The sequence below is a fragment of the Acidovorax sp. SRB_14 genome, assembly GCF_012932145.1.
Taxonomy (GTDB): domain Bacteria; phylum Pseudomonadota; class Gammaproteobacteria; order Burkholderiales; family Burkholderiaceae_C; genus Simplicispira.
On sequence record NZ_MWOK01000014.1, the window covers coordinates 45646 to 67840 of the forward strand.

General features: G+C 70.6%; 17 protein-coding genes and 1 pseudogene. 12 read left to right on the forward strand and 6 right to left on the reverse strand.

Translation table 11 applies throughout. The features are described from left to right. The first annotated feature begins 298 nt into the window (after positions 1-298). Positions 299-1597: an NRAMP family divalent metal transporter gene (locus B2J86_RS12140; RefSeq protein WP_173025717.1), complete on the forward strand. Its 1299-nt coding sequence runs from the start codon at positions 299-301 to the stop codon at positions 1595-1597. A gap of 130 nt (positions 1598-1727) precedes the next feature. On the opposite strand, the gene B2J86_RS12145 is transcribed toward B2J86_RS12140, so the two are convergent. Beyond that, positions 1728-2063 carry a hypothetical protein gene (locus B2J86_RS12145; protein ID WP_173025718.1) on the reverse strand — a complete coding sequence of 112 codons (336 nt, stop codon included), beginning with the start codon at positions 2061-2063 and terminating at the stop codon, positions 1728-1730. Between the two features lie 167 nt (positions 2064-2230). On the opposite strand from B2J86_RS12145, the gene dinG reads away from it, so the two are divergent. The 7 genes from dinG (at position 2231) to B2J86_RS12180 (ending at position 9021) form a co-directional block, all read left to right on the forward strand. Then, a complete protein-coding gene (gene dinG, locus B2J86_RS12150; RefSeq protein WP_173025719.1) occupies positions 2231-4417 on the forward strand; it encodes an ATP-dependent DNA helicase DinG in 2187 nt (728 codons plus the stop codon). Positions 4418-4442: 25 nt separating this feature from the next. Continuing rightward, entirely contained in the window at positions 4443-4796 is a 354-nt protein-coding gene (locus tag B2J86_RS12155; RefSeq protein ID WP_173025720.1) for a zinc ribbon domain-containing protein YjdM, read from the forward strand. Between the two features lie 191 nt (positions 4797-4987). Then, a complete protein-coding gene (locus B2J86_RS12160) occupies positions 4988-5491 on the forward strand; it encodes a pyridoxamine 5'-phosphate oxidase family protein (RefSeq protein WP_173025721.1) in 504 nt (167 codons plus the stop codon). Positions 5492-5723: 232 nt separating this feature from the next. Further along, positions 5724-6149, forward strand: a complete 426-nt coding sequence (locus B2J86_RS12165) for a CopG family transcriptional regulator (RefSeq protein ID WP_169168666.1) — start codon at positions 5724-5726, stop codon at positions 6147-6149. Positions 6150-6167: 18 nt separating this feature from the next. Further along, on the forward strand, positions 6168-7385 hold the full coding sequence (locus B2J86_RS12170; RefSeq protein WP_173025722.1) for a PHB depolymerase family esterase: 1218 nt from the start codon (positions 6168-6170) through the stop codon (positions 7383-7385). Positions 7386-7445: 60 nt separating this feature from the next. After that, on the forward strand, positions 7446-8081 hold the full coding sequence (locus B2J86_RS12175) for a PolC-type DNA polymerase III (protein ID WP_173025723.1): 636 nt from the start codon (positions 7446-7448) through the stop codon (positions 8079-8081). 262 nt (positions 8082-8343) lie between these two features. Next, positions 8344-9021: a methyltransferase gene (locus B2J86_RS12180; protein WP_169635614.1), complete on the forward strand. Its 678-nt coding sequence runs from the start codon at positions 8344-8346 to the stop codon at positions 9019-9021. Here the strand turns inward: B2J86_RS12180 and B2J86_RS12185 are convergent. From B2J86_RS12185 to B2J86_RS12205, 5 genes and pseudogenes are all read right to left on the reverse strand, one after another. Further along, on the reverse strand, positions 9009-9659 hold the full coding sequence (locus tag B2J86_RS12185; RefSeq protein ID WP_169635613.1) for a hypothetical protein: 651 nt from the start codon (positions 9657-9659) through the stop codon (positions 9009-9011). The two genes, B2J86_RS12180 and B2J86_RS12185, sit on opposite strands and share 13 nt — an antisense overlap. Further along, positions 9656-10330 (reverse strand): SCO family protein, encoded by a 675-nt coding sequence (locus B2J86_RS12190; protein ID WP_173025724.1) that lies wholly within the window; start codon positions 10328-10330, stop codon positions 9656-9658. Before B2J86_RS12190 ends, B2J86_RS12185 begins: the two co-directional genes overlap by 4 nt. A 135-nt stretch (positions 10331-10465) precedes the next feature. Continuing rightward, positions 10466-11065 (reverse strand): cytochrome c, encoded by a 600-nt coding sequence (locus B2J86_RS12195; RefSeq protein ID WP_169635611.1) that lies wholly within the window; start codon positions 11063-11065, stop codon positions 10466-10468. Between the two features lie 91 nt (positions 11066-11156). Beyond that, positions 11157-11759 (reverse strand): annotated as a pseudogene (locus B2J86_RS12200) (cbb3-type cytochrome c oxidase subunit II); the annotation flags it as partial. Between the two features lie 4 nt (positions 11760-11763). Beyond that, positions 11764-13395, reverse strand: coding sequence for a cbb3-type cytochrome c oxidase subunit I (locus tag B2J86_RS12205; RefSeq protein ID WP_173025726.1), 1632 nt, complete (start codon positions 13393-13395; stop codon positions 11764-11766). Positions 13396-13658: 263 nt separating this feature from the next. On the opposite strand from B2J86_RS12205, the gene B2J86_RS12210 reads away from it, so the two are divergent. The 4 genes from B2J86_RS12210 (at position 13659) to B2J86_RS12225 (ending at position 22054) form a co-directional block, all read left to right on the forward strand. Then, entirely contained in the window at positions 13659-15071 is a 1413-nt protein-coding gene (locus B2J86_RS12210; protein ID WP_173025727.1) for a PLP-dependent aminotransferase family protein, read from the forward strand. A gap of 35 nt (positions 15072-15106) precedes the next feature. Then, on the forward strand, positions 15107-15589 hold the full coding sequence (locus B2J86_RS12215) for a C40 family peptidase (RefSeq protein WP_173025728.1): 483 nt from the start codon (positions 15107-15109) through the stop codon (positions 15587-15589). 50 nt (positions 15590-15639) lie between these two features. Then, positions 15640-16752 (forward strand): 3-deoxy-7-phosphoheptulonate synthase, encoded by a 1113-nt coding sequence (locus B2J86_RS12220; RefSeq protein ID WP_169635606.1) that lies wholly within the window; start codon positions 15640-15642, stop codon positions 16750-16752. 433 nt (positions 16753-17185) lie between these two features. Then, positions 17186-22054, forward strand: a complete 4869-nt coding sequence (locus B2J86_RS12225; protein WP_173025729.1) for an EAL domain-containing protein — start codon at positions 17186-17188, stop codon at positions 22052-22054. The last annotated feature ends 141 nt before the right edge of the window (positions 22055-22195 follow it).

Below are 22195 nucleotides of genomic sequence, written 5' to 3' on the forward strand. Positions count from 1 at the left end.
GGCCACAGTGGCCGCGCTGCGGGGCTTGCACGCTCCCAGCGCACCGATGCTGGGCGTTCGTACAGTATAGCCAGGACGTTGGCGTGAGCGCTTGCTGCGGCGCAGGGGCCCAGTGGCACTTGCACCAGAGGCCCGGCACCGGACTTTCGTGGGAACGCGTCTGTTCTTGTCTTACGCACGCTGGCGTCTGCGTCTTACCGCGATCTCGGGCCGCTGTCCCTCCAATGCAGAGATGGCGCGGGGCCTGCCGCCGTGCGCCTTGAGAGTCCCTGGGCTTCAACTGCACGAAAGCCACGCCATGGCGGACACACGCCTTCCTGATCCGCAGCCGATCCCCACCGCCAGCGACGCATCCTGGCTGGACAAACTCGGTCCGGGCCTGGTCACGGGGGCGGCGGACGACGACCCCAGCGGCATCGCCACGTATTCGCAGGCCGGGGCGCAGTTCGGCTATGGGCTGCTGTGGAGCCTGCTGCTGACGTTCCCGCTGATGGTGGGCATCCAGATGATCAGCGCACGCATTGGCCGGGTCAGCGGCCACGGCCTGGCCACCAATGTGCGGCGGCATTACCCGGCCTGGCTGCTCTATGGCCTGGTATCGCTGCTGGTACTGGCCAATACCATCAACATTGCTGCCGACATCTCCGCCATGGCCGATGCCCTGAGGCTGCTGGTGGGTGGCAGCAGGCACCTGTATGTGGTTTTCTTTGGCGTGCTGTCGCTGCTGTTGCAGGTGTTCATTCCCTACAAACGCTATGTGCGGCTGCTCAAATGGCTGACCTTGGTGCTGCTGGCCTATGTCGCGACGGTGTTCACGGTGAAAATTCCTTGGGCGACGGTGCTACAGCACACCTTCCTGCCGCATCTCCAATGGCAACAGGACTACATCACCACCACGGTGGCGGTGTTCGGCACCACCATCAGCCCGTATCTGTTCTTCTGGCAGGCGTCGCAAGAGGTCGAGGAAATGCACGCCCAACCGCGCGCGCGGGCGCTGAAAGACACCCTGGCACAGGCCGGCGACCAACTGCGCCGGATCAAGCTCGATACCTTGATCGGCATGGCTTTCTCCAACCTGGTCGCCTTTTCCATCGTCCTGACCACGGCCTTGACGCTGCATGCGCATGGTGTCACCGACATCCAGACCTCGGCCCAGGCCGCCACGGCTTTGCGGCCCATCGCCGGCGAATTTGCCTTTCTGCTGTTCACGGTCGGCATCGTCGGCACCGGCCTGCTGGCGGTGCCGGTGCTCGCCGGCTCGGCCGCCTACGCGGTGGCCGGGACGTTCCACTGGAAGAGCAGCCTGGAGAGCAAGCCGATGGCCGCCAAAGGCTTCTACGGCATCATTGCCATGGCCACGCTGGTCGGCGTGGGAATGGGCTTGACGTCCATCGACCCGATCAAGGCCCTGTTTTGGAGCGCCGTGCTCAACGGCGTCATCTCGCTGCCCATCATGGTCGTCATGATGCTGATGGCCGTGCGCAGCGACATCATGGGCGCGCTGGTGCTGGGTGCCGGTCTCAAAGCCCTCGGCTGGCTGTGCACCGGCGTGATGGCGGTGGCGGTGCTGGCCATGCTGGTCACGATGGCGATGTGAGCGCGCGACGGCCGGCACCCGGATAGGCGCCGGGCCCCGCGACATGGCGTGCGGTGGGGAGCAACGGCCGGCGGATGTCGAACCGGGCATCTTCGGGCGGCACGGGCTGTGCGCCCGCGCCGCCGGCGCTTCACGGGCGGTCGGGCTCCACCGGGCCGGGCGTGCCGGGTGGGGCGGGCTCGGGGGGCTGCACGGGCTTGCCGACGTTGTGCGCCTCGCGCCCGGCGTCGGTGTCGACCAGGCCGCGTTGCACATCGCGGTAGGCCTGCTGGATGTCGGCGCTGGGAATGCCGTCGGTCATGCCGACCGACTGGTCGCGTTCGTGCGGCAGCTTGGGCAGGCGGGTGCCTTCGGGGGGCGTGGCGTCGGCCCCGCCGGATGGCGCGTCCGGCGTTTTCTGCGTGGTGTCGACGCTGCGCTGCGCGGGTGCGGGCGTTGCGGGACGGTGCGGATCTTGCGGCGACATGGCGCGGCTCCTCGGAAGGGGGATGGTCGGAACATCGTAAAAGGCCAGCGCCGCCACCACTGTAGGCCGGTGGCCCGCGCGCGCGACGGCCCCCGCCACGCTGGCAGGCCCCTCGTCAGAAGCCACACGGCGCCAGCCCCTGCGCGGCCATGCCAAACTCCCGCCCCATGTCTTCTACAGAATGGGCCCACGCGGCTCTGCAGTCGTTTGATGCGGTGGTGCAGTCCACCGAGGGATTCCGCGGCCGCGCCGGCCAGCGCAGCATGGCCGAGCAGGTGGCGCAGGCCTTCAGCACGGCCGAGCTGGGCAAGCCCGAGGACGAGGACACGCAGCCGGTGCGCGCGATCACCGTGATCCAGGCCGGCACGGGCGTGGGCAAGTCGCTGGCCTACTGCGCGCCGGCGATCGCGCTGGCGCTCGCGCGCGGCACGCGCGTGCTGATCTCGACCGCCACGGTGGCACTGCAGGAACAGCTGGTGAACAAGGACCTGCCGGCGCTGGCCGCGCAGCTGCCCCAGCCGTTCAAGTTTGCCCTGGCCAAGGGGCGCGGGCGCTATGTCTGCAAGCTCAAGCTCGAGCGCCTGGCGGGCACGGGCGAGGCGCACGACGAGGCCGACGACGACCTGTTCCCCGAAGAGGCCGCCGCCGCGCGCCCGCAGCACGAGACCGAGGCGCGCATCCAGTTCTATTCCGGCATGGCACGGGCGCTGGCGCACGGCGCCTGGGACGGCGACCGCGACACGCTCGACACCCCGCCCGAGCCCGAGGTCTGGAGCCCCGTGGCAGCCGAGGGCGCGAGCTGCACCGGCAAGCACTGCCCGGTGTTTTCGCAGTGCACCTATTACGACAAGCGCAAGGAGCTGGTCGGCGCGCAGGTTATCGTCGCCAACCACGACCTGCTGCTGTCGTCGCTGGGCGCGCGCATGCTGCCCGAGCTCGACAACTGCCTGCTGGTGCTCGACGAGGCGCACCACCTGCCGGCCACGGCGCTCGACCAGTTCGCCTGCAGCATGGACCTGAGTCGCCTGACCTGGATCGACCGCCTGGCCAGCCGCGGCCTGCGCATCGGCCAGTTGGTCGAGGTCGGCGACGTGGCCGACATTCCGCGCCACGCGAGCCAGTTGCGCCAGGGCCTGCAGGACCTGGCCCGGCTGGTGATGGACCTGTATGGCGAGGCGCTGCGCCATCCGCCCAGCGGCTGGGGGTCTGGCCCGGGCCGCACGCGCGTGCCCGATGCGCGCATGCCATCTCGCGTGCGCGTGCCCGGCGGCGTGCTGCCCGAGGCGCTGGTCGAGCCGCTGGGCCAGCTCGCGCACCATGCGGCGGGCTTTCTCGAATGCCTGCGCGCGATCAGCAAGGCGCTGCGCGCCGAGATGCGCGACAAGCCCGACGAGGCGCGCCGCCTGTCGGCGCTGTACGCGCAGATCGGCATGCTCGCGCCGCGGCTCGAAGCCGTGCACGCCACGGCGCAGCTGCTGTTGCAGGACGCGCCCGAGGGCGCGGTGCCGGCCGCGAAATGGTTCACGCTCGAGGTCGACGGCGACTTCATCGTCGTCAAGGCGCACGCCAGCCCCATTCTGCCCGGCGCGACGCTGCGCCAGCACCTGTGGGGCGCGGTGCGCGGCGCGGTGCTGACCTCGGCCACACTGACAAGTTGCGGTAATTTCGACTTCTTTATGCGCGAATCGGGACTGTACGGCGACGATGCCGCCACCACGCTCGAGGTGCCGAGCCCGTTCGACTACGCCGCGCAAGGCACGCTGATCGCCGCCGAAACCCATGCCGACCCGAAGAACGCCCAGGCCTTCACCGCCGAAATGGTCGATGCGCTGATGGGCGACCTGGCGCGGGTCGAATACGGCGCGCTGGTGCTGTTCACCTCGCGCGAGCAACTGCGCCAGGCGGTCGATGCCCTGCCGACCGCCATGCGCCCCCTGGTGCTGGTGCAGACCGCGCTGCCGCGCACCCAGCTGCTGGCGCGCCACCGCGAGCGCGTGGCGGCCGGGCAGCCGTCCATCATCTTCGGCATGCAGTCGTTCGGCGAAGGGCTCGATCTGCCCGGGCGGCTGTGCGAGTCGGTGTTCATCACCAAGCTGCCGTTCGCGCCGCCAGACGACCCCGTGGGCGAGGCGCGCGCCGAGTGGCTGCGCGCCGTCGGGCGCGACCCGTTCAGCGAGCTGGTGGTGCCGGCCACGGCGATCCGCCTGGCGCAGTGGGCCGGCCGCGCGATCCGCACCGAGGAGGACCAGGCGCACGTCTATTGCTACGACCGGCGCCTGACGCGCACCCACTATGGCCAGCGCCTGCTCAAGGGCCTGCCGCCGTTCACGCTGGTGCAGCGCGCCGCCGCCTGATTTTTTGCACTGAGAGAGGAACCCCATGCCCCACACCACCCCCGCCTGCCCGCAATGCGGCCAGGAGAACACCTACCCCGACGCCGACCACTTCATCTGCCCCGACTGCGCGCACGAATGGCCGCAGGCGGCCGCGCCCGACAGCGATGAAGCCGCCGCTGACGGCGGTGTGCGCGACGCCCACGGCAACCCGCTGCAGGACGGCGACGCCGTGATCCTGGTGAAGGACCTCAAGGTCAAGGGCGCATCGTCGGTGCTCAAGAAGGGCACGAAGGTCAAGGGCATCCGCCTCGTCGATGGCGCCGACGGCCACAACGTGGACTGCAAGACCGAGCTGGGCAGCCTGCTGCTCAAATCCGAGTTCCTGAAAAAGGCCTGAGCGCCCGTCTGGAACGCAAAAAAGAGAGCTGCCATCGCTTGTGGGACAAGGGCTGGAGCCCCAAAAGCCATGGAACCGGCAGGCACGCTGTGGGACAGGCCCCACAGCGCGCCGCGTGCTCTACCGACGCCTGCGCCCCGGGGGCCAGACCTACAGTGAATGCCCGACATTTAACTTCTGGAGTCCCCACCATGAGCAACGACAAGCCCGCGCAGCAGACCCTGTGGGACCTCATCAAGGACATCCGCTTTGGCATGCTGACCCACCGCAGCACCAGCGGCGTGCTGCATGCCCATCCGCTGACGACGCAAAACAAGGCGATCGACGAGCATTCGGAGCTGTATTTCTTCCTTCCCAAGCAGGGCGAGCTGTACGAACAGCTGCAGACCGACGGCCAGGTCAACGTGTCGTACGCCGACCCGGGCGCCGACAGCTATGTGTCGCTGTCCGGCCACGCGCGTTTCAGCGAGGACCAGGCCAAGAAAGAGCAACTGTGGACGCCCATGGCCAAGGCCTGGTTTCCCGATGGCGTGACCGACCCGAACCTGGCGCTGCTGGTCGTCAAGATCGACCACGCCGAGTACTGGGACGTCGACGACAGCAAGATGGTGCAGCTGTTCAAGATGGCCAAGGCGGCCGTCACGAGTCAAGCGCCCACCGGGCTGGGCGAGCACAAAGCACTCGACCTGCCCTGAGCTGAGGCGGCCGTGCGAGGGGGCTGCGCGCAGGGCGCCGGTCCGGGTGGTTCGGGGCAGGGACGGCTGAGGCCGGCTGACGGGTTCCGGCGGACGGACGGGCTCCTCGACACCAACTCCCAAGCGGCCGCTAAAGGCAGTGGCCATCGCGGTTCCATTTGGGCATTTTTTTGCCACCATGGCCTTGAATAACTCTGCACACCATCCATATGGATGGCACAAGGAGTTTTATATGAACAATGTGCTGCCCCTGGCGGGCGTCCGCGGCAAGGTCGCGGAATCTGAAAAGGTCACCGTGAACCTCGGTTTCGTCGACCTCGGCCACATCGATCTGCTGGTGGCCGAGGGCTTCTACAGCAATCGCACCGACTTCATCCGCACGGCCATCCGCAACCAGCTGTCGACGCAGGCGGACGCGGTGCGCCAGGTGGTGGCCCGCAAGATGCTGGTGCTGGGCCTGCAGCGCTTTGGCCGCGCCGACCTCGAGGCCGTGCAGGCCGCCGGCGAGACGCTGGAGATCCGCGTGCTCGGCCTGGCCAGCATCGACGCCGACGTGCCCGCCGCACTGGCGCAGGCGACGATTGCGTCGGTCACGGTGCTCGGCGCTTTCCATGCCAGTCCCGCGGTCAAGGCCGCGCTGGCCGGCCGCATTGGCTGAACCGACAAGGAGCCCGCCATGGACTGGAATGTCAACCTCCAAAGCATGATCGACGACGCCACCGCCCTCGTGCGCAGCGGCCAGGTCGGTGAAGCCACGCGCGCCATCCAGCGCGCGCTCGGTGGCGCTGCGCCCCTGGACGCGGCCACAGCGGGCGCGCCGCCCCACAGCAGCCTGCTGCCCGCGGCCGGCGCCCACATGCCCGCGCCGCGCAAGGGCCGGCGCAGCGCGCCCAGCGCCGACGTGGAGGACGCCGTCGTCATCGAGCGCGGCACGGCGCGGACCTCCACGCCCCCACGGCCGGCGGATGCGGGCCACGCCACCCAGCCCGTGGGCACCTTCCTCGATGTGGCGTTCGCACACGCCGGCGCCCAGCACCACTACCATTTGTACGTTCCGCCCGGCGCGGCCGCCCGCGCGCCCCTGCCGCTGGTGCTGATGCTGCACGGCTGCACGCAGAACCCCGAAGACTTCGCCACCGGCACCGGCATGAACACGGCCGCCGCGCAGGCCCCCGCGCTGGTGCTCTACCCGACGCAGCCGCACAGCGCCAATCCGCACGGCTGCTGGAACTGGTTCCGCCCCGAGAACCAGCGGCGCGGCGCGGGCGAACTGGCCCTGCTGGAGGCCATGGTGCACGACGTGATCGCGCGCCATGCGGTCGACCCGCAGCGCATCTACGTCGCCGGCCTGTCCGCCGGGGGCGCCATGGCCGCGCTGCTGGCGCGCGAGTACCCCGACCTGTTCGCCGCGGTGGGCGTGCATTCGGGCCTGCAGGCCGGCGCCGCACACAACATGATGGCCGCGCTCTCGGCCATGCACAACGGCGCCAAGCCGGGGCCCGTGGCGCGCCCCGCCGGGCTCCCCAGCCACGGCCCGGCCATTCCCATCATCGTGTTCCACGGCGATGCCGATGAGACCGTGCACGCGCGCAACGGCGAGCAGCTGATCGCCGCCGCGCTGGCGGCGGCCACGCGCGCCGGCACGCCGGTGCGCCACGCGATGGAAACCGGGCGTGCGCCCGGCGGCGGACGCTACACGCGCACGGTGTACCGACACGTGGACGGCGACCCGGCCCACGCTCCCGGCCCCGTGGTCGCAGAGCACTGGCAGCTGCACGGCGCCGGCCATGCCTGGGCCGGCGGCGACGCGCGCGGCAGCCACACCGATCCGCGCGGCGTGAACGCGACGCGCGAGATGCTGCGCTTCTTTCTGGAGCACCCCAAGGCGCAGTGACGCGCCGCGCGCGGCCGCCCGCGGAGGGCGCCCGCCGGCGCGTGCGGGGACAATGGCGCCATGCCTTCACCCATCGCCGTCATCGACTTCGAAACCACCGGCATCTCGCCCGGCCAGGGCGCACGCGCCACCGAGGTGGCCATCGTGCTGCTGCAGGGCGGCCGGGTGGTGGACCGCTTCCAGAGCCTGATGCGGACCGGCGCCTGGATTTCCCCGTTCATCACCCAGCTCACCGGCATCACCAACGCCATGGTCGCGGCCGCGCCCGAAGCGACCGCGGTGGTGCGCGAGGCCGCGCGCTTCGTCGGCGCGGCGCCGATGGTGGCGCACAACGCGGCGTTCGACCGCAGGTTCTGGCAGGCCGAGCTGGCGCTGGCGGACCTGCCCGCGCCGCAGCCGTTCGCCTGCACCGTGCTGCTGTCGCGCCGGCTGTACCCGCAGGCGCCCAGCCACCGGCTCGGCGTACTGGTCGACTACCACGGACTGCCGCGCACCGGCGCCGCCCACCGCGCGCTGGCCGATGCCGAGATGGCCGCCGCGCTGCTGGCGCGCATGCAGCACGACCTGCGCACGCGCTGGGGCGTGGCAGCCCCCGACCACGCGCTGCTGGTGGCCTTGCAGCGCTGCGCGCGGCCGGCCGTGGGGGCGCTGCTGGCGCGCCACGCGGCGGCGCCGGTGCCCCCCGCGGCGGCCTGAACCGGCGTTATCAGCCCGGGCCCCCGGCGCCCCGATTGACCGCGCTGGCGGTGCGCCATGCGCGGCGCGCGCCGCCGGGCCGCGCCCAAGCTGCGAAGATGGCTGCGGCATGCGCCCCGCCCAGCGGGCGCATCTTGGGTGCCACCACCATCAAAAAAGTGAACTGCCAGCGCATGCTGCACCAGCGCCGGAGCCACTTTTCATTGCATATCCTCTTGTCCCAACTCCTCCGACACGCACACCGCACGCCGCGCCTGGCCTGATGCCCGGCTACCTCCTCAAATTCGAAAGCATCGCCGTGCGCGGCGTGGACAACCTCGCGATCCGCTCGCTGCGCGACCACCAGCAATTTTCCGACCCGCTGGGCGCGGCGCAGCGCCTGGGCATTTCGTCGGCGGCCTGGCCGCTTTTCGGGCTGCTGTGGCCCTCGGGCCTGCACATGGCCGAGCGCATGGCGCTGCACCCGGTCACGCCGGGCGAGCGCATCCTCGAGATCGGCTGCGGCCTGGCGCTGGCCAGCCTGGTGGCCCATCGGCGCGGCGCCGATGTGACAGCCAGCGACTGCCACCCGCTGGCCGGCGACTTCCTGCGCGAGAACCTGCGCCTGAACCGGATGTCGCCCATGCCCTACCGCCACGGCCAGTGGGGCGTGCCCGCAGACGCCGGCGCCGCCGGCCAAGTGCAGGGCCTGTTCGACCTGGTGCTGGGCAGCGACCTGCTGTACGAGCGCGACGAAGATGGAACGCTCGCGCGCTTCATCGGCGCGCACACCGCGCCCGGCGGGCAGGTCTGGATCATCGACCCCGACCGCGGCAACCGCCCGGCCTTCACGCGCCGCATGGCGGCGCAGGGCTTTGGCCTGCGCGAAGAGCGCCTGCAGCGCCCTGCCGAAGCGGGCATGGCCGCCTACAAGGGGCGGGTGCTGGTCTACGGGCGCTGAGGCGGTGTGGGCGGTCCCGGCGGCAGGGCGGCGCCGCCGGGTGCACTGCGGTCTGCGCGCGCGTCCTGGGCGTGCAGCTGCCACCCGAGCTGCAGCAGCCAGGCGGCCAGGCCCACGGCGGCCCAAGCCACCAGCGCGCGGCCTGCGTCGCCCTGTTGGTCGCTGAGGTAGACGCTGCACAGCTGCTGCGGCGCCTCCTGGTAGAGCAGGCCGGCGGCCAGCATCATCCAGAAGCCGTTGAGCGCAAAGAACGCGCGCAGCACCGGCCCGGCCGTGGTCCACGACAGGCCCGCCAGCAGGCCCGCGAGCACCAGGCTGACGACCTTCGCCAGCGCCATGCCGGCGTGCAGCACCGCGAGGTCGAGCGCGGCGGGCAGCATCCACAGGCCGGTGGTGCACAGCGCCGCGAACAGGCCGTTGGCGCCGTGCGCGTTCCAGGGCGAGACGGCCTGCGCGAGGCGCGCTCCGGCGCAGCGCGCCGCCCACCAGCCGAGCACGAACAGCAGGGGCAGCTGCAGGCCCATGTGCCGCGCCATGGTCGCCTCCATCCACGGGTGCGCGAGCGCCAGCGCGGCGAGCAGCGCGGCCGGCGTGCGGCCGTCGCGCGCGGCGGCCCCGAGGCGGCGGCGCAGCGTCATGCGCCGGACGGGCCGGGCAGGGCGCGCAGCACGTCGGCGAGCGCGATGTCGGGCCGGTCCACGTCGTAGGCGCGCACCAGGCGCCCGCTGTGGTCGACCAGGAACAGCGCCGCGTTGTGCGCATAGCCGCCGAGCCCGTCGGGCAGCACCACGGTGCCGAACAGGTCGAGCAGCGCCGGCAGATCGCCGACCTCGCGCAGGCCCGCGAAGCGCCACAGCGCGGGGTCGGCACCGAGCCGGCGCGCGTGCTGCGCGAGCACCTCGGGCGTGTCGTTGGCGGGGTCGAAGCTCAGCGTGAGCAGGCGCACGCGGCCCTGCAGCTGGCGCGCCTGGACCTCGGCCTGCAGCCACGACTGGCCCGCCGCGCTGGTCAGGCACACGCTCTGGCAGCGCACGTAGACCAGGGTGACGAAGGTCACGGCGTCGGACGCGCGGCCGTAATCGGCCAGCGACAGCGGCTGGCCGCGCGCATCGACCAGGGTCAGGGCGGGCAGTGCGCGCGGCGTGCGTGCGATGTCGGCGCGGCGCACGCCGTCGGAGGTGACCGCCGCAAAGCCGTGCGTGACCGCCGCGAAACCGGCCAGCGCCAGCGCGGCGATGCACAGTGCGGCGAGCACGCTGCGCCCGCTGCCGGGGCGTTGGGGGGTGGTCGCGGAGGGCACGGGCGGCATGGAACTCTTAAAACAGGAGCAGTTTGCGCAGGCTCTGCGGTGCTTTCGCGTCTAAATCATGCGGAAACCCTCTTCCCGCCTGCGCAGCGTGCTCACCTTTCGGGTGCACTACGTGCCGCCTGGAGAGGCCGCGCCTCACGGCGCGGCGCCCAGGAACGTGAGCAGCTCGGCGGCGCCGTCCCAGGGCGCGGTGCGCGCGGCCGAAGCCTGGCGCGCGGCCTGCACCGTGGCCGCGTCGACCGCGGCGCTGGCGTTGCCCCACTGGCTGCGGATGTGCGTCAGCAGCGCGGCGATCTCGGCATCGTTCATCTGCTCGCCAAAGGCCGGCATGGCGCCGCTGTAGGTGGTGCCCGAGACCTCGATGGCGCCGGTCATGCCGTGCAGCACGATCTGCAGCGGCGCCTCGGGCGCGCCCGTGACCCACGCGGCGCCGGCCAGCGGCGGAAACACGCCGGGCAGGCCCTGGCCGCTGGCCTGGTGGCAAGCCTGGCATTTGGCGACGAACAGCTGGCGCCCGTCGACCGACGCGCCGCTGTCCGCCGCCTGGGGCGCGAGCGCCACGGGCACGCGCTGGTCGCCCAGGCCCGCCATGCCGTCGGGGCGCGCGAGCACGATGTAGCCGATCGCCCAGACCACCAGCGCGAGCACCAGGGCCAGCACCACGCGCGGCACCGGGTTGTACTGCTCGTGCGGGTCGGCGTGTTCGCTCTTACGGGTTTGCGGGGGTTGCGTCATCGCGGGGTCCTGAAGGGGCATCGGTGGAATCGGGGGCGGCGGCGTCGCCGGGCAGCGCGCTGCCCTGGCGCGCGGCGGGCAGGCGCTCGGTGGCGGCCTCGGCCTGCGCCGGGGTCAGCACCGGGTAGACGCGCTGCAGGCTTTGCAGGTAGGCCACGAGGTCGAGCGCCTCGGGGCGGGCGACGACGATGTCGGTGAAGCCCACGGTGCCGGGCGGCAGCGTGATCACGCGCTCGCCCGGCGCCACGGTCTGCTCGTTCTTGATCTCGAACAGGAAGCGGTAGGCCGGCATGTTGCTGCCGGGCACGTAGGCGCGCGGCTGGAACAGGTGGCCCAGGTGCCAGTCGGCGCTGGGCTGGCGCACGCCGATGTTGAACAGGTCGGGGCCCGTGCGCATCGTGCCCAGCAGCGGCGGCTGGTCGTAGTGGTAGTCGGCCGCGACCGAGGCGCGGCCCCAGCCGCGCTGCGCGTCGGCGATGCCCGCGCCCGTGGTGCTGGGCTGCTGCGTGTGGCAGGCGATGCAGCCATTGGCGATGTAGACCGCGCGGCCGCGCAGCTCCTGGCTGGTGTAGGGCTTGAGCGCCGGGGGGGCGGGCTCGTCCTTGAGCTGCAGGAAGGGCACGACGATCATGGCCGCCGTGGCGAGCGACAGCGTGACCATGGCCCCGCTGACGAGTTTGACTTCGTTTTCCATGGCCTCAGGCAGTGGTGGGGCGCAGCGCCGAGCGCTCCGCATGGGTGAGCACGCCCGAGCGTGCGGTGATCAGCACGAAGTGCCAGGCAAAGACCAAGTGGCCCAGCGTCATCAGCGCGCCGCCGACCGAGCGGCCCTGCAGCCAGGGCATGGTGACGGCCACCGAGTCCATGAAGGGGCGCGTCGGGTCGAGCAGGATCAGGCCCTGCAGGATGCCGCCGATGCTCAGCGTCACGATGTAGACCGCGAAGCCGGCCACCACCAGCCAGAAATGCAGGCTGATCAGCGCGGGCCGGGGCCAGCGCACGTCCAGGATGCGCGGCAGCGCGAAATACACGCCGCCGAAGACCACCATCGAGACGAAGCCGTACATGCCCAGGTGGGCGTGCGCCACCGTGAAGTGCGTGAAGTGCGTGACGGCGTTGACCGTGCGCAGCGCCTCCATCGAGCCCTGCAGCGAGGTGATGGTGTACATCACCGCGCCGAAGGCGATGAAGCGCAGCACGTGCGAGTGCCTGAGCGCGCTGAAGTGGCCCTGGAGCGTGAGGTGCTGGTTCAGCGAGAACGCGACCACCGGGATGATCATCATCACGCTCTGCACGATGGACAGCGTGATCAGCCACTCAGGGATAGGCCCCCCGATCAGGTGGTGCGCGCCGACCTGGCCGTAGAAGAAGGCCAGCGTCCAGAAGCCCAGCAGCGACAGGTTGTACGAGCGCACCGGCCGGCCGATCACCTTGGGCAGGAAGTAGTAGACGCAGCCGATCGACAGCGGCGTGTAGAACAGGCCCAGCACGTTGTGGCCGTACCACCAGTTCATCGTCGCCTGCTCGACGCCGAAGTGCAGGCCCGGGATCTTGGCCACGATGTAGAGCGTCGGGAACCAGAACAGCGCCGCGCCCATGTACCAGACCGAGACGTAGAGGTGGTGCACCTGGCGGCGCTGCAGCATCAGCGCCATCGGCAGGCCGATCAGCATGCCGCCGACGGCGAACAGGCCGCCGATCTGCCACGGGATTTCGAGCCATTCCATGCCGGCGCTGAAGCCGACCGCGATCGCGCCCAGGCCGGCCACGAGGCCGGCGTTCCAGACCAGCGTGCCGACGATGGCCAGGCGCCCCCCGAGCAAGGGCGTCTTGAGCAGGCGCGGCAGCATCCAGATCGACAGGCCCAGCAGGCCCATGGGCGCCCAGCCGTAGGCCACGGCGTTGAGGTGCAGCGTGCGCAGCCGGCCCAGCGACAGCCAGGCCTGGTCGGTCAGCAGGTCGGGCCAGTGCAGCTTGAGCGAACTCAGCAGCCCGGCGGCGGAGCCGGCGAGCAGCCACACCACGGCGCAGGCGAGGAGCACAAACGCCGGAAAGGCGCTGGAGCGGTCGGCGGCCTCGCGCGCGTCCAGGTCGGCGGGCCCGACGGCCAGGCCCGGCTGCGCATGGGGCGCGGCCATCTGCTGCAGCTCGTGCTGCTGCGCGGCGCTGGCGGCGGGCTCTTCGGGCCAGCCCACCTCGCCGGGCGAGAAGATGGTGCGCGCGCCCGAGTATTCGGCATCGAACAGCCCTTTGCGCAGCGACCAGATGAACGCGAACAGGCCCGCGATCGACAGGATGAAAGTAGCCAACAACAGGCCGGTGGGGTTCATGGGCTTCCTCGACGCAGACGCCCGCAGGCCGGCGGGGCTGCGGCGCGTGGATCAGACAAAGGCCATCGTAGGAACAATGGATCAGATTGATAAGCACCAGTTAAAGACAAAAAAACCGGATCAGTTTTTCGTTTTTTGGCGATTTCTGACAATTCCCCTAGACTACGCCAGGGATCTGTGCCACCGATGCACATCGCAGAATTTTTCTCGACCGTTGGAAAAAGCACATCAGTGGGTGCAGGGCCCATGCACAAGGAGTTTGGATGAAGCGCTACGAGGCCTTGGCCGAAGACATGACGGAGTCGATCCGCACCGGCGTGCTGCAGCCCGGCGACCGCCTGCCCTCGGTGCGCCACACGAGCGCAAGCCGGGGCATCAGCCCCTCGACCGTGTTCCAGGCCTACTACCTGCTCGAGGCGCGCGGCCTGATCCGGGCGCGCGAGCGCTCGGGCTACTACGTCTCGGCGGGCGTGCGCCGCGTGCCGCCCGAGCCCGAGCTCGCATCGCAGCCGGCCGACGGCTCGGCCGCAGTCGATGTCAGCGAGCGCGTGTTCGACATCCTCGAAGCGAGCATGTCGCGCGACGTGGTGCCGTTCGGCTCGGCGTTCCCGAGCCCCATGCTATTTCCGATGGCGCGGCTGGGCCAGGTGATGGCAGCGGCCGTGCAGACGCTGGACCCGTGGACCACCGTGGACGACCTCACGCCCGGCAACGCGGCGCTGCGGCGGCAGATTGCGCTGCGCTACCTGGCCTACGGCGTGCATGTGCACACCGACGAGATCGTCATCACCAACGGCGCGCTGGAGGCGCTGAACCTGTGCCTGGCCGCCGTCACGCGCCCGGGCGACTCGGTCATCGTCGAGTCGCCCACCTTCTATGGCGCGCTGCAGGCGCTCGAACGCATGGGCCTGCAGGTGATCGAGGTGCCGACGCACCCGCGCGAAGGCATCGACCTGGCCGCGCTGGAGCGCGCCATCGTGCGCCACCGGCCCAAGGCCTGTTGGCTGATGACCAACTTCCAGAACCCGCTGGGCAGCCTGATGCCCGAGCACCACAAGCAGGCGCTGGTCTCGCTGCTGACGCTGCACGGCATTGCGCTGATCGAAGACGACGTCTACGGCGAGCTGTACTTCGGCGACAAGCGCCCGCTGCCCGCCAAGGCGTTCGACACGCAGGGCCTGGTGATGCACTGCTCGTCGTTTTCCAAGTGCCTGGCGCCGGGCTACCGCATCGGCTGGGCGGCACCCGGCCGCTATGCCAAGGCCGTGGCGCGGCAAAAGCTCACCACGACGCTGAGCGCGTCCGCGCCCGCGCAGCTGGGCCTGGCCACCTACCTCGAGCGCGGCGGCTTCGACAAGCACCTGCGCAAGCTGCGCCAGACGCTGGCCACGCAGCAGTCGACGTTTGCCCAGGCCGTGGGCCACTACTTTCCACCGGGCACGCGCGCCACGCGCCCGGCCGGCGGCTATTTCCTGTGGGTCGAGATGCCGGCCCACGTGAACGCACTCGAGATCCACCGGCGCGCGCTCTCGCTGGGCATCAGCGTCGCGCCCGGGCCGATCTTCTCGGCCAAGCACGCGTACACGCACTGCCTGCGCCTGAACTACGGCCATGCCTGGGACGCGCGCAGCGAACAGGCGCTGGCCACGCTGGGCCAGCTGGTCGCGGCGAGCTAGCGCGGGCGGCCCCACACATCCCTTACCCTTGCGGCATGCGTTTATCCCCCTGCCTGGCCCTGGCCGCGCTGCTCCTCGTGGGCGGCTGCAGCACGGCGCCTTTTTCTCCGCGCGGCGCGTCCGGGCCGCCCGCCCCCCGGCTCACGGCCGATGCCGCGAGCGACATCGCCATCCACGCCATGGGCCTCGTCGGCACGCCCTACCGCTACGGCGGCAACACGCCCGATGCGGGTTTTGACTGCAGCGGCCTGATCGGCTACGTCTACCAGAGCCGCGCCGGCAGTGCGCCGCCGCGCACCGTGGCGCAGCTCGACCAGTGGGGCCAACCGATCGCCAGCGACAGCCTGCGCAGCGGCGACCTGGTCGTTTTCGGCACCGGCCGCACGCCCAGCCACGCCGGCATCTACGTGGGCGAAGGCCGCTTTGTGCACGCGCCCTCGAGCGGCGGCACGGTGCGCCTGGACCGCCTCAATGCGCGCCACTGGGCCGCGCAGCGGCCGGCGTTCCGCCGGCCCTAAGGTCCGGCCGCGGGCGGACGCCGGCGGCGCCGCCGCGCGACAATCCGCGCATGACCACGCCCCACACCCACGCTGCGCCCCGGGCGCTCTCGACCCACGACACCACGCGCATCGATGATGTGCGCATCAAGGCCGTGCGCCCGCTCATCACCCCGGCCCTGTTGCAGGAGTGGCTGCCTGCGCCCGGCACCGCGCAGGCGCTGGTCGAGCACAGCCGCGCGGCCCTCTCGCGCGTGCTGCACGGCCAGGACGACCGGCTGGTCGTGGTCGTCGGGCCGTGCTCCATCCACGACCACGGCCAGGCGCTCGACTACGCGCGCCAACTCAAAGCCCAGGCCGACGCGCTGCAGAGCGACCTGCTGGTCGTGATGCGCGTGTACTTCGAGAAGCCGCGCACCACCGTGGGCTGGAAGGGCTACATCAACGATCCGCACCTGGACGGCAGCTTCGCGATCAACGAGGGCCTGGAGATGGCGCGCGCGCTGCTGCTCGACGTGCTGGCGCTGGGCCTGCCGGTGGGCACGGAGTTCCTCGACCTGCTCTCGCCGCAGTTCATCAGCGACCTGGTGAGCTGGGGCGCGATCGGCGCGCGCACCACCGAGAGCCAGAGCCACCGCCAACTCGCCAGCGGCCTGAGCTGCCCCGTGGGTTTCAAGAACGGCACCGACGGCGGCGTGAAGGTGGCGAGCGACGCCATCTTGGCCGCGCAGGCCTCGCACGCGTTCATGGGCATGACCAAGATGGGCCAGTCGGCCATTTTCGAGACACGCGGCAACGACGACTGCCACGTGATTTTGCGCGGCGGCAAACAGCCCAACTACAGCGCCTCCGACGTGGACGCGGCCTGCGCGCTGCTCGCGGCCGCGGGTCTGCGCCCGCAGGTGATGGTCGATGTCTCGCACGCCAACAGCAGCAAGCAGCACCGCCGGCAGATCGAGGTGGCGGCCGACGTGGCTGCACAAATCGCCGCGGGCGATATGCGCATCATCGGCCTGATGATCGAGAGCCACCTGCACGAGGGACGCCAGGACCTCGTCGAAGGCCAGCCCCTGCAGCCCGGCGTGTCGGTGACGGACGCTTGCATCAGCATGGCGCAGACCATTCCGGTGCTCGAGCACCTGGCCGCCGCGGTGCGTGCACGGCGCACCCGGGTCTCCGCGTAGAAATCAAAAAGATAGCTGCCAGCGCTTTGCCAGCAAGCGCTGGAGGGCGATTTTGCTTCCAGCGATGCGAGCGTGCGTCTTATCCGGCCCGCGGAATAGGTCAGGCCGGCAGCAGCGACACCATCGCTGCGGGGTGTCGGGCGCAGGGCGCACATTCGCAGCCTCCGCCACCCCGCCGGCAGCCATCGGCTTCGGCACAATTACGCGCCTGCCTGCAGTGCGCAAGAACACAATGGCGCAGCGTCTGATCGACCCGCTGCCGCGTGAGCCTGTAAGGCACAACACAGGCGGGCCGGTGTAGCATTGCTACAAAATGTTATGGCGTGCGCCGCGCGCCCTTGGTTCCACAACCCCCCAGGGCTTGATCGATGCCAATGTTCGGACCCTTCAGGACCGTCTTGGTTGCCTGCGGCACGCTGCCGCAGGGATGACCATGGACACCACGCCCGCCGCCTCCCCGGAAGCCGAGCGGCTGCAGGCGCTGGCCTCGTACGCCATTGTGGACACGCCTGCCGAATCCTCGTTTGACCAGATCGCCCAGCTGGCGGCGCGCGTGATGGGCACGCCGATGGCCGTGGTGAACTTCGTGGACGCAGAGCGCCAGTGGTTCAAGGCTGTGGTCGGGCTGGAGCTGCCCGAGTCCGCGCGTGCGCTGGATTTTTGCCAGCAGGCGCTCGGGCGTGGCCCAGACGCCCTGGTGGTTCCGGACACCCTGCAGCATCCGGTATTTGCCACCCATCCGCTGGTGCTGGGCGCGCCGCACATCCGTTTCTATGCGTGCGCGCCGGTGGTCAATGCGCAGGGGCTGGCGCTGGGCACCGTCGCGGTGATGGACACGCAGCCCCGCGCGGCCCCCGATGCGGACCAGGTGGCGCTGCTCCAGGCGCTCGCCGCCCAGACCATGGCGCAGCTGGAGCTGCGCCGCCAGCAGCACCGGCTGCAGCAGGTGGCGCACGAGCGCGATCACATGCAGGCGGCGCTGCTGGCGCAGACGGAAACCCTGCGCGTGGCCGGTCGCATGGCCCGCGTGGGCGGTTGGATCCTGCGGCTGCCCAGTATGGCGTTGGACTGGTCGGATGAAGTCCATGGGCTGGGCCAGAGCGTGCGCACCCTGGCGCAGGCGCTCGACCTGTTTGCGCCCGAGCACCGCTACCGGGCGCAACGCGCCGTCCAGGCCTGCATGCGCCGTGGCAGCGCTTTCGACCTGCACGCCGCCGTGGTCCTCCCGGGGCGCCCGCAGATCTGGGTGCGCGCCGTCGGCCAGGCGGTGCGCAATGCGCAGGGGCAGGTGGTCCAGGTGCAGGGCGCCTTCCAGGATGTGACCGAGCAGCACGCCCAGGAAGAGGCCTTGCGCCTGAGCCGCGAGCGCTTCCACCTGGTGGCGCGCGCCACCGCCGATGCCGTGTGGGACTGGGACCTGCTCAACGATGCCATGTGGTGGAACGAGGGCATGCAATACCTGTTCGGCGTTCCGCCCGATGCGCGTCCGCCCGACAGTTCGTCGTGGGCGCCGCGCCTGCACCCGCACGACAGCGCGGCGGTGTTGCACAGCCTGCGCACGGCCATCGAGGGCACCGACAGCAACTGGTCGGCCGAATACCGCTTCCGCTGCGAAGACGGCAGCTTCACCTGGGTGCTGGACCGCGGTTTCGTGCTCCGAGACGCCCAGGGCAAGGCCGTGCGCATGGTGGGCGGCATGTCCGACATCGGCGCGCACAAGCAGGCCGAACTGCAGGCCCAGCACGAGGCACAGACCCACGCCGAGCTGGTGCGGGTGCAGCAACAGATGTCGGCCCCGCACCTGGGCCTGGATCAGGTGCTCCAGGTGGTGGCCGATGCGGCGCGGCGCAGCAGCGGCGCCGACGGCGTGATGGTCGAACTGCTGCACGGCGATCGGCTGATGTCACACGCAAGTTCAGGTCCGCTCACGCGCCCCACAGGGACTGCGCTGCCGCTGCACGACAGCCTGCTGTGGGCCTCGCTCCAGGAAGGCCAGACGGCCCTGTGCAACGACACGGCGGCCGCGGGCTGGGACCTTGGCGGTGCCTATGGCCGCGAAGCCCTGCGCTCGGTCCTGGCCGTGCCGCTGCGCAACCACGGCACGGTGGTGGGCGTGCTCAAGGCGATGTCTGCGCACGCCGACGCGTTCAGCGCGCGCGACGTGGCGCACCTGCAGATCCTGTCCGAGTCGGTGGGCTCCATGGTGCAGCTGCGCCACATGGCGGCGCAGCTGCTGGCCTCCGAGACCCAGTACAAGCTGCTGTTTGCCGCCCACCCCCAGCCCATGTGGGTTTGCGAACAGGGCGAGAGCCCGCGCATCCTGGCCGTCAACCAGGCCATGGTGGCGATGTACGGCTACAGCGAAGCCGAGCTGCTGCAGATGGACATGCGCCAGCTGTGGTTCGATCCCGGGGCGCAGGCCCTGGGGCAAGCGCCGCACTGCGAGCGCGCGCTGCACCGCCACCGGCACAAGGACGGCCGGGCGGTGGACGTGGAGGTGTCGGCCCGCAGCGTGGCCTTTGACACCGGCATGGCGCAGCAGGTCATGGTGACCGACGTGACCGAGCGCCTGCGCGCCGAACGCGAGCTCGCGCGGCTGGGGCGCGCGCGCCACCTGCTCAGCGCCTGCAACGAAACCCTGGTGCGCGCCACCTCCGAAGCAGAGCTGCTGCTGGCCGTGTGCCGGATCTCGGTGGACATCGGTGGCTACCGCATGGGCTGGGTGGGCTTGGCGCGCGACGACGTGCACAAGAGCATCGAACCCGTGGCGCACGCCGGCATCAATCTGGGCTACGTCGAATCGCTCCAGCTGTCGTGGTCTGAGGACCATCCGCGCGGGCGCGGGCCGGGCGGCACGGCGGTGCGCACAGGCCAGGCCGTGATCGTGCGCGATGTGCAGAACGATCCGCAGTACGCCGGCGCGCTCGACGCCATGCGCGCGCACGGCTTCCATGGCGCCATCAGCCTGCCGCTGTGCCACGAGGGCAGCACCTTCGGCCTGCTCTGCCTCTATGCGCCCGAGGTGCTGCAGATCTGCGCCCAGGAAGCGGGCCTGCTGCAGGAGATGGCCAACGACCTGGCGTTCGGCATCATGGGCCTGCGGACGCGCCGCGCGCAGCAGCGCCTGCACGCCTCGGTGATGCAGGTGGCCGCCGCCGTGTCGGCCACCACGGGCACCGAGTTCTTCGTGCAGCTGGCACGCAACATGGCCGAGGCCCTGGACGCCCAGGCCGGCTGCGTGACCCGCCTGCTGCCTGCGCGCGAAGACCAGGAGCGGCGCGCCATGTCGCTGGCGCTCGTGGTCGACGGCCAGCTGCAGGCCAATGCCGAATACCCGCTCGCCGGCGCTCCGAGCATGGCCCTGCTCACGCAGCGCCAGTACATGGTCGAGCGCAACCTGGCCCAGCAGTACCCGCATGCGCCCGTCGTCGTGCAGGTGGGCGCGCAGGCCTATGCCGGCCAGCAGCTGGTGGGCAGCCAGGGCGAGGTGCTGGGCATGGTCTTCGTGTTGTTCCGCGAGCCCCTGCAGAACACCGATCTGGTGGCCTCGACCCTGCAGATCTTTGCCGCGCGCGCGGCGGCAGAGCTGGAGCGCCAGCAGGCGGACGCGCGCATCCGCCGCCAGGCTTCGCTGCTGGACAACGCCAAGGACGCCATCCTGGTGCGCGACCTGCAGCACCAGATCCGGTTCTGGAACCAGGGTGCGCAGCGCATGTACGGCTGGAGCGCGGCCGAGGCGCAGGGGCAGTCGATCATTGCCCTGCTGTACGACGATCCGCTGCCCTTCGAGCGCGCCACCGGCGTGGTGCTGGCCCAGGGCGAGTGGACCGGCGAGCTCGTGCAAAAACACCGCGACGGCCACACGCTGCACGTCGAAGGGCGCTGGACCCTGGTGCGCGGCGAAGACGGCCAGCCCGATTCCATCCTGGCCATCAACACCGACATCTCGCAACGCAAGGAAACGGAGCGCGAGATCCAGCGCCTGGCGTTCTACGACGCGCTCACCGGACTGCCCAACCGCATGCTGCTGATCGAACGCATGCAGCATGCGCTGGCCGACACCCAGCGCAACCAGCAGGGCGGCGCGCTGCTGTTCATCGACCTGGACAACTTCAAGACCCTCAACGACACGCTCGGGCACGACAAGGGCGACCTGCTGCTCCAGCAGGTCGCCCAGCGCCTGAACACCTGCGTGCGCCACATGGACACGGTGGCGCGGCTGGGCGGTGACGAATTCGTGGTGATGCTCGAATCGCTCAACGCCGATCCGCGCGAACTGGCACTGCAGGCGCGCGGCGTGGGCGAGAAGATCCTGGCCACGCTGTCGGCGCCCTATGCGCTGGCGGGCTACCAGTACCGCAGCACGCCCAGCATTGGCGTGGCGCCTTTCCAGGGCGAGCAGCACAGCGTGGGCGACCTGCTCAAGCAGGCCGACCTGGCCATGTACCAGGCCAAGGCCGCCGGGCGCAACACGCTGCGGTTTTTCGACCCGCAGATGCAGGCCGTCGTGATGGCGCGCGCCGCGCTCGAGTCGGACTTTCGCGCGGCGCTGGCGCAAGACCAGTTCGTGCTGCACTACCAGCCCCAGGTGGACCACCAGGGGCGCTGCGTCGGCGTGGAGGCCCTGGTGCGCTGGCAGCACCCGCAGCGCGGCACCGTGCCGCCGGCCGAGTTCATCGCGCTGGCCGAAGAGACCGGCCTGATCCTCACCCTGGGGCGTTGGGTGCTGCACACCGCCTGCGCGCTGCTGGCGCGCTGGCACCGCGACCCGGTGCTGAGCCACCTGACCATGGCGGTGAACGTGAGCCCCCGCCAATTTCGCCACCCCAGCTTTGTCGACGACGTGGTGCGCGTCCTGGCCGTGACGGGGGCCCCGTCGAGCAAGCTCAAGCTCGAACTGACCGAAAGCCAGTGGGTCGAGGACATGGACGCCACCATCGCCACCATGATGGCGCTGCGCGCCTACAGCGTGGGTTTCTCGCTCGACGACTTCGGCACCGGCTACTCCAACCTGAGCTACCTCAAGCGCATGCCGCTCGAGCAGCTCAAGATCGACCAGAGCTTCGTGCGCGACCTGTTCACCGACCCCAACGACGCGGCCATCGTCAACACCATCATCGCCCTGAGCGAGAGCCTGGGGCTCGACGTCATTGCCGAAGGGGTCGAGACCCCCGAGCAGCGCGACATGCTGCTGAGCGCCGGGTGCCTGACCTACCAGGGCTATCTTTTCAGCCCGCCGCTGCCGCGCGATCAGATCGAGCCGCTGCTGCGCCAGCCCCCGGGGCAGCCACCGGGGCCCTGACCCTGCTGCCCGAAGCGGCTGGCGGCGGTTTGCGGGCCCCTGGTGCGCCCTTTCTGCGGCGGGCAGCGCGGGAGCCGGGTCGTTTTTCTGTGGACAAGGCTCGCGGCGCCCTTGCGGACCCGGTCGGCAGACCGCGCCGCC

Coding starts and splice junctions, on each gene's coding strand:
- B2J86_RS12140 (WP_173025717.1), top strand. CDS start 299: ATGGCGGACACACGCCTTCCTGATCCGCAGCCGATCCCCACCGCCAGC.
- B2J86_RS12145 (WP_173025718.1), bottom strand. CDS start 2,063: ATGTCGCCGCAAGATCCGCACCGTCCCGCAACGCCCGCACCCGCGCAG.
- dinG (WP_173025719.1), top strand. CDS start 2,231: ATGTCTTCTACAGAATGGGCCCACGCGGCTCTGCAGTCGTTTGATGCG.
- B2J86_RS12155 (WP_173025720.1), top strand. CDS start 4,443: ATGCCCCACACCACCCCCGCCTGCCCGCAATGCGGCCAGGAGAACACC.
- B2J86_RS12160 (WP_173025721.1), top strand. CDS start 4,988: ATGAGCAACGACAAGCCCGCGCAGCAGACCCTGTGGGACCTCATCAAG.
- B2J86_RS12165 (WP_169168666.1), top strand. CDS start 5,724: ATGAACAATGTGCTGCCCCTGGCGGGCGTCCGCGGCAAGGTCGCGGAA.
- B2J86_RS12170 (WP_173025722.1), top strand. CDS start 6,168: ATGGACTGGAATGTCAACCTCCAAAGCATGATCGACGACGCCACCGCC.
- B2J86_RS12175 (WP_173025723.1), top strand. CDS start 7,446: ATGCCTTCACCCATCGCCGTCATCGACTTCGAAACCACCGGCATCTCG.
- B2J86_RS12180 (WP_169635614.1), top strand. CDS start 8,344: ATGCCCGGCTACCTCCTCAAATTCGAAAGCATCGCCGTGCGCGGCGTG.
- B2J86_RS12185 (WP_169635613.1), bottom strand. CDS start 9,659: ATGACGCTGCGCCGCCGCCTCGGGGCCGCCGCGCGCGACGGCCGCACG.
- B2J86_RS12190 (WP_173025724.1), bottom strand. CDS start 10,330: ATGCCGCCCGTGCCCTCCGCGACCACCCCCCAACGCCCCGGCAGCGGG.
- B2J86_RS12195 (WP_169635611.1), bottom strand. CDS start 11,065: ATGACGCAACCCCCGCAAACCCGTAAGAGCGAACACGCCGACCCGCAC.
- B2J86_RS12205 (WP_173025726.1), bottom strand. CDS start 13,395: ATGAACCCCACCGGCCTGTTGTTGGCTACTTTCATCCTGTCGATCGCG.
- B2J86_RS12210 (WP_173025727.1), top strand. CDS start 13,659: ATGAAGCGCTACGAGGCCTTGGCCGAAGACATGACGGAGTCGATCCGC.
- B2J86_RS12215 (WP_173025728.1), top strand. CDS start 15,107: ATGCGTTTATCCCCCTGCCTGGCCCTGGCCGCGCTGCTCCTCGTGGGC.
- B2J86_RS12220 (WP_169635606.1), top strand. CDS start 15,640: ATGACCACGCCCCACACCCACGCTGCGCCCCGGGCGCTCTCGACCCAC.
- B2J86_RS12225 (WP_173025729.1), top strand. CDS start 17,186: ATGGACACCACGCCCGCCGCCTCCCCGGAAGCCGAGCGGCTGCAGGCG.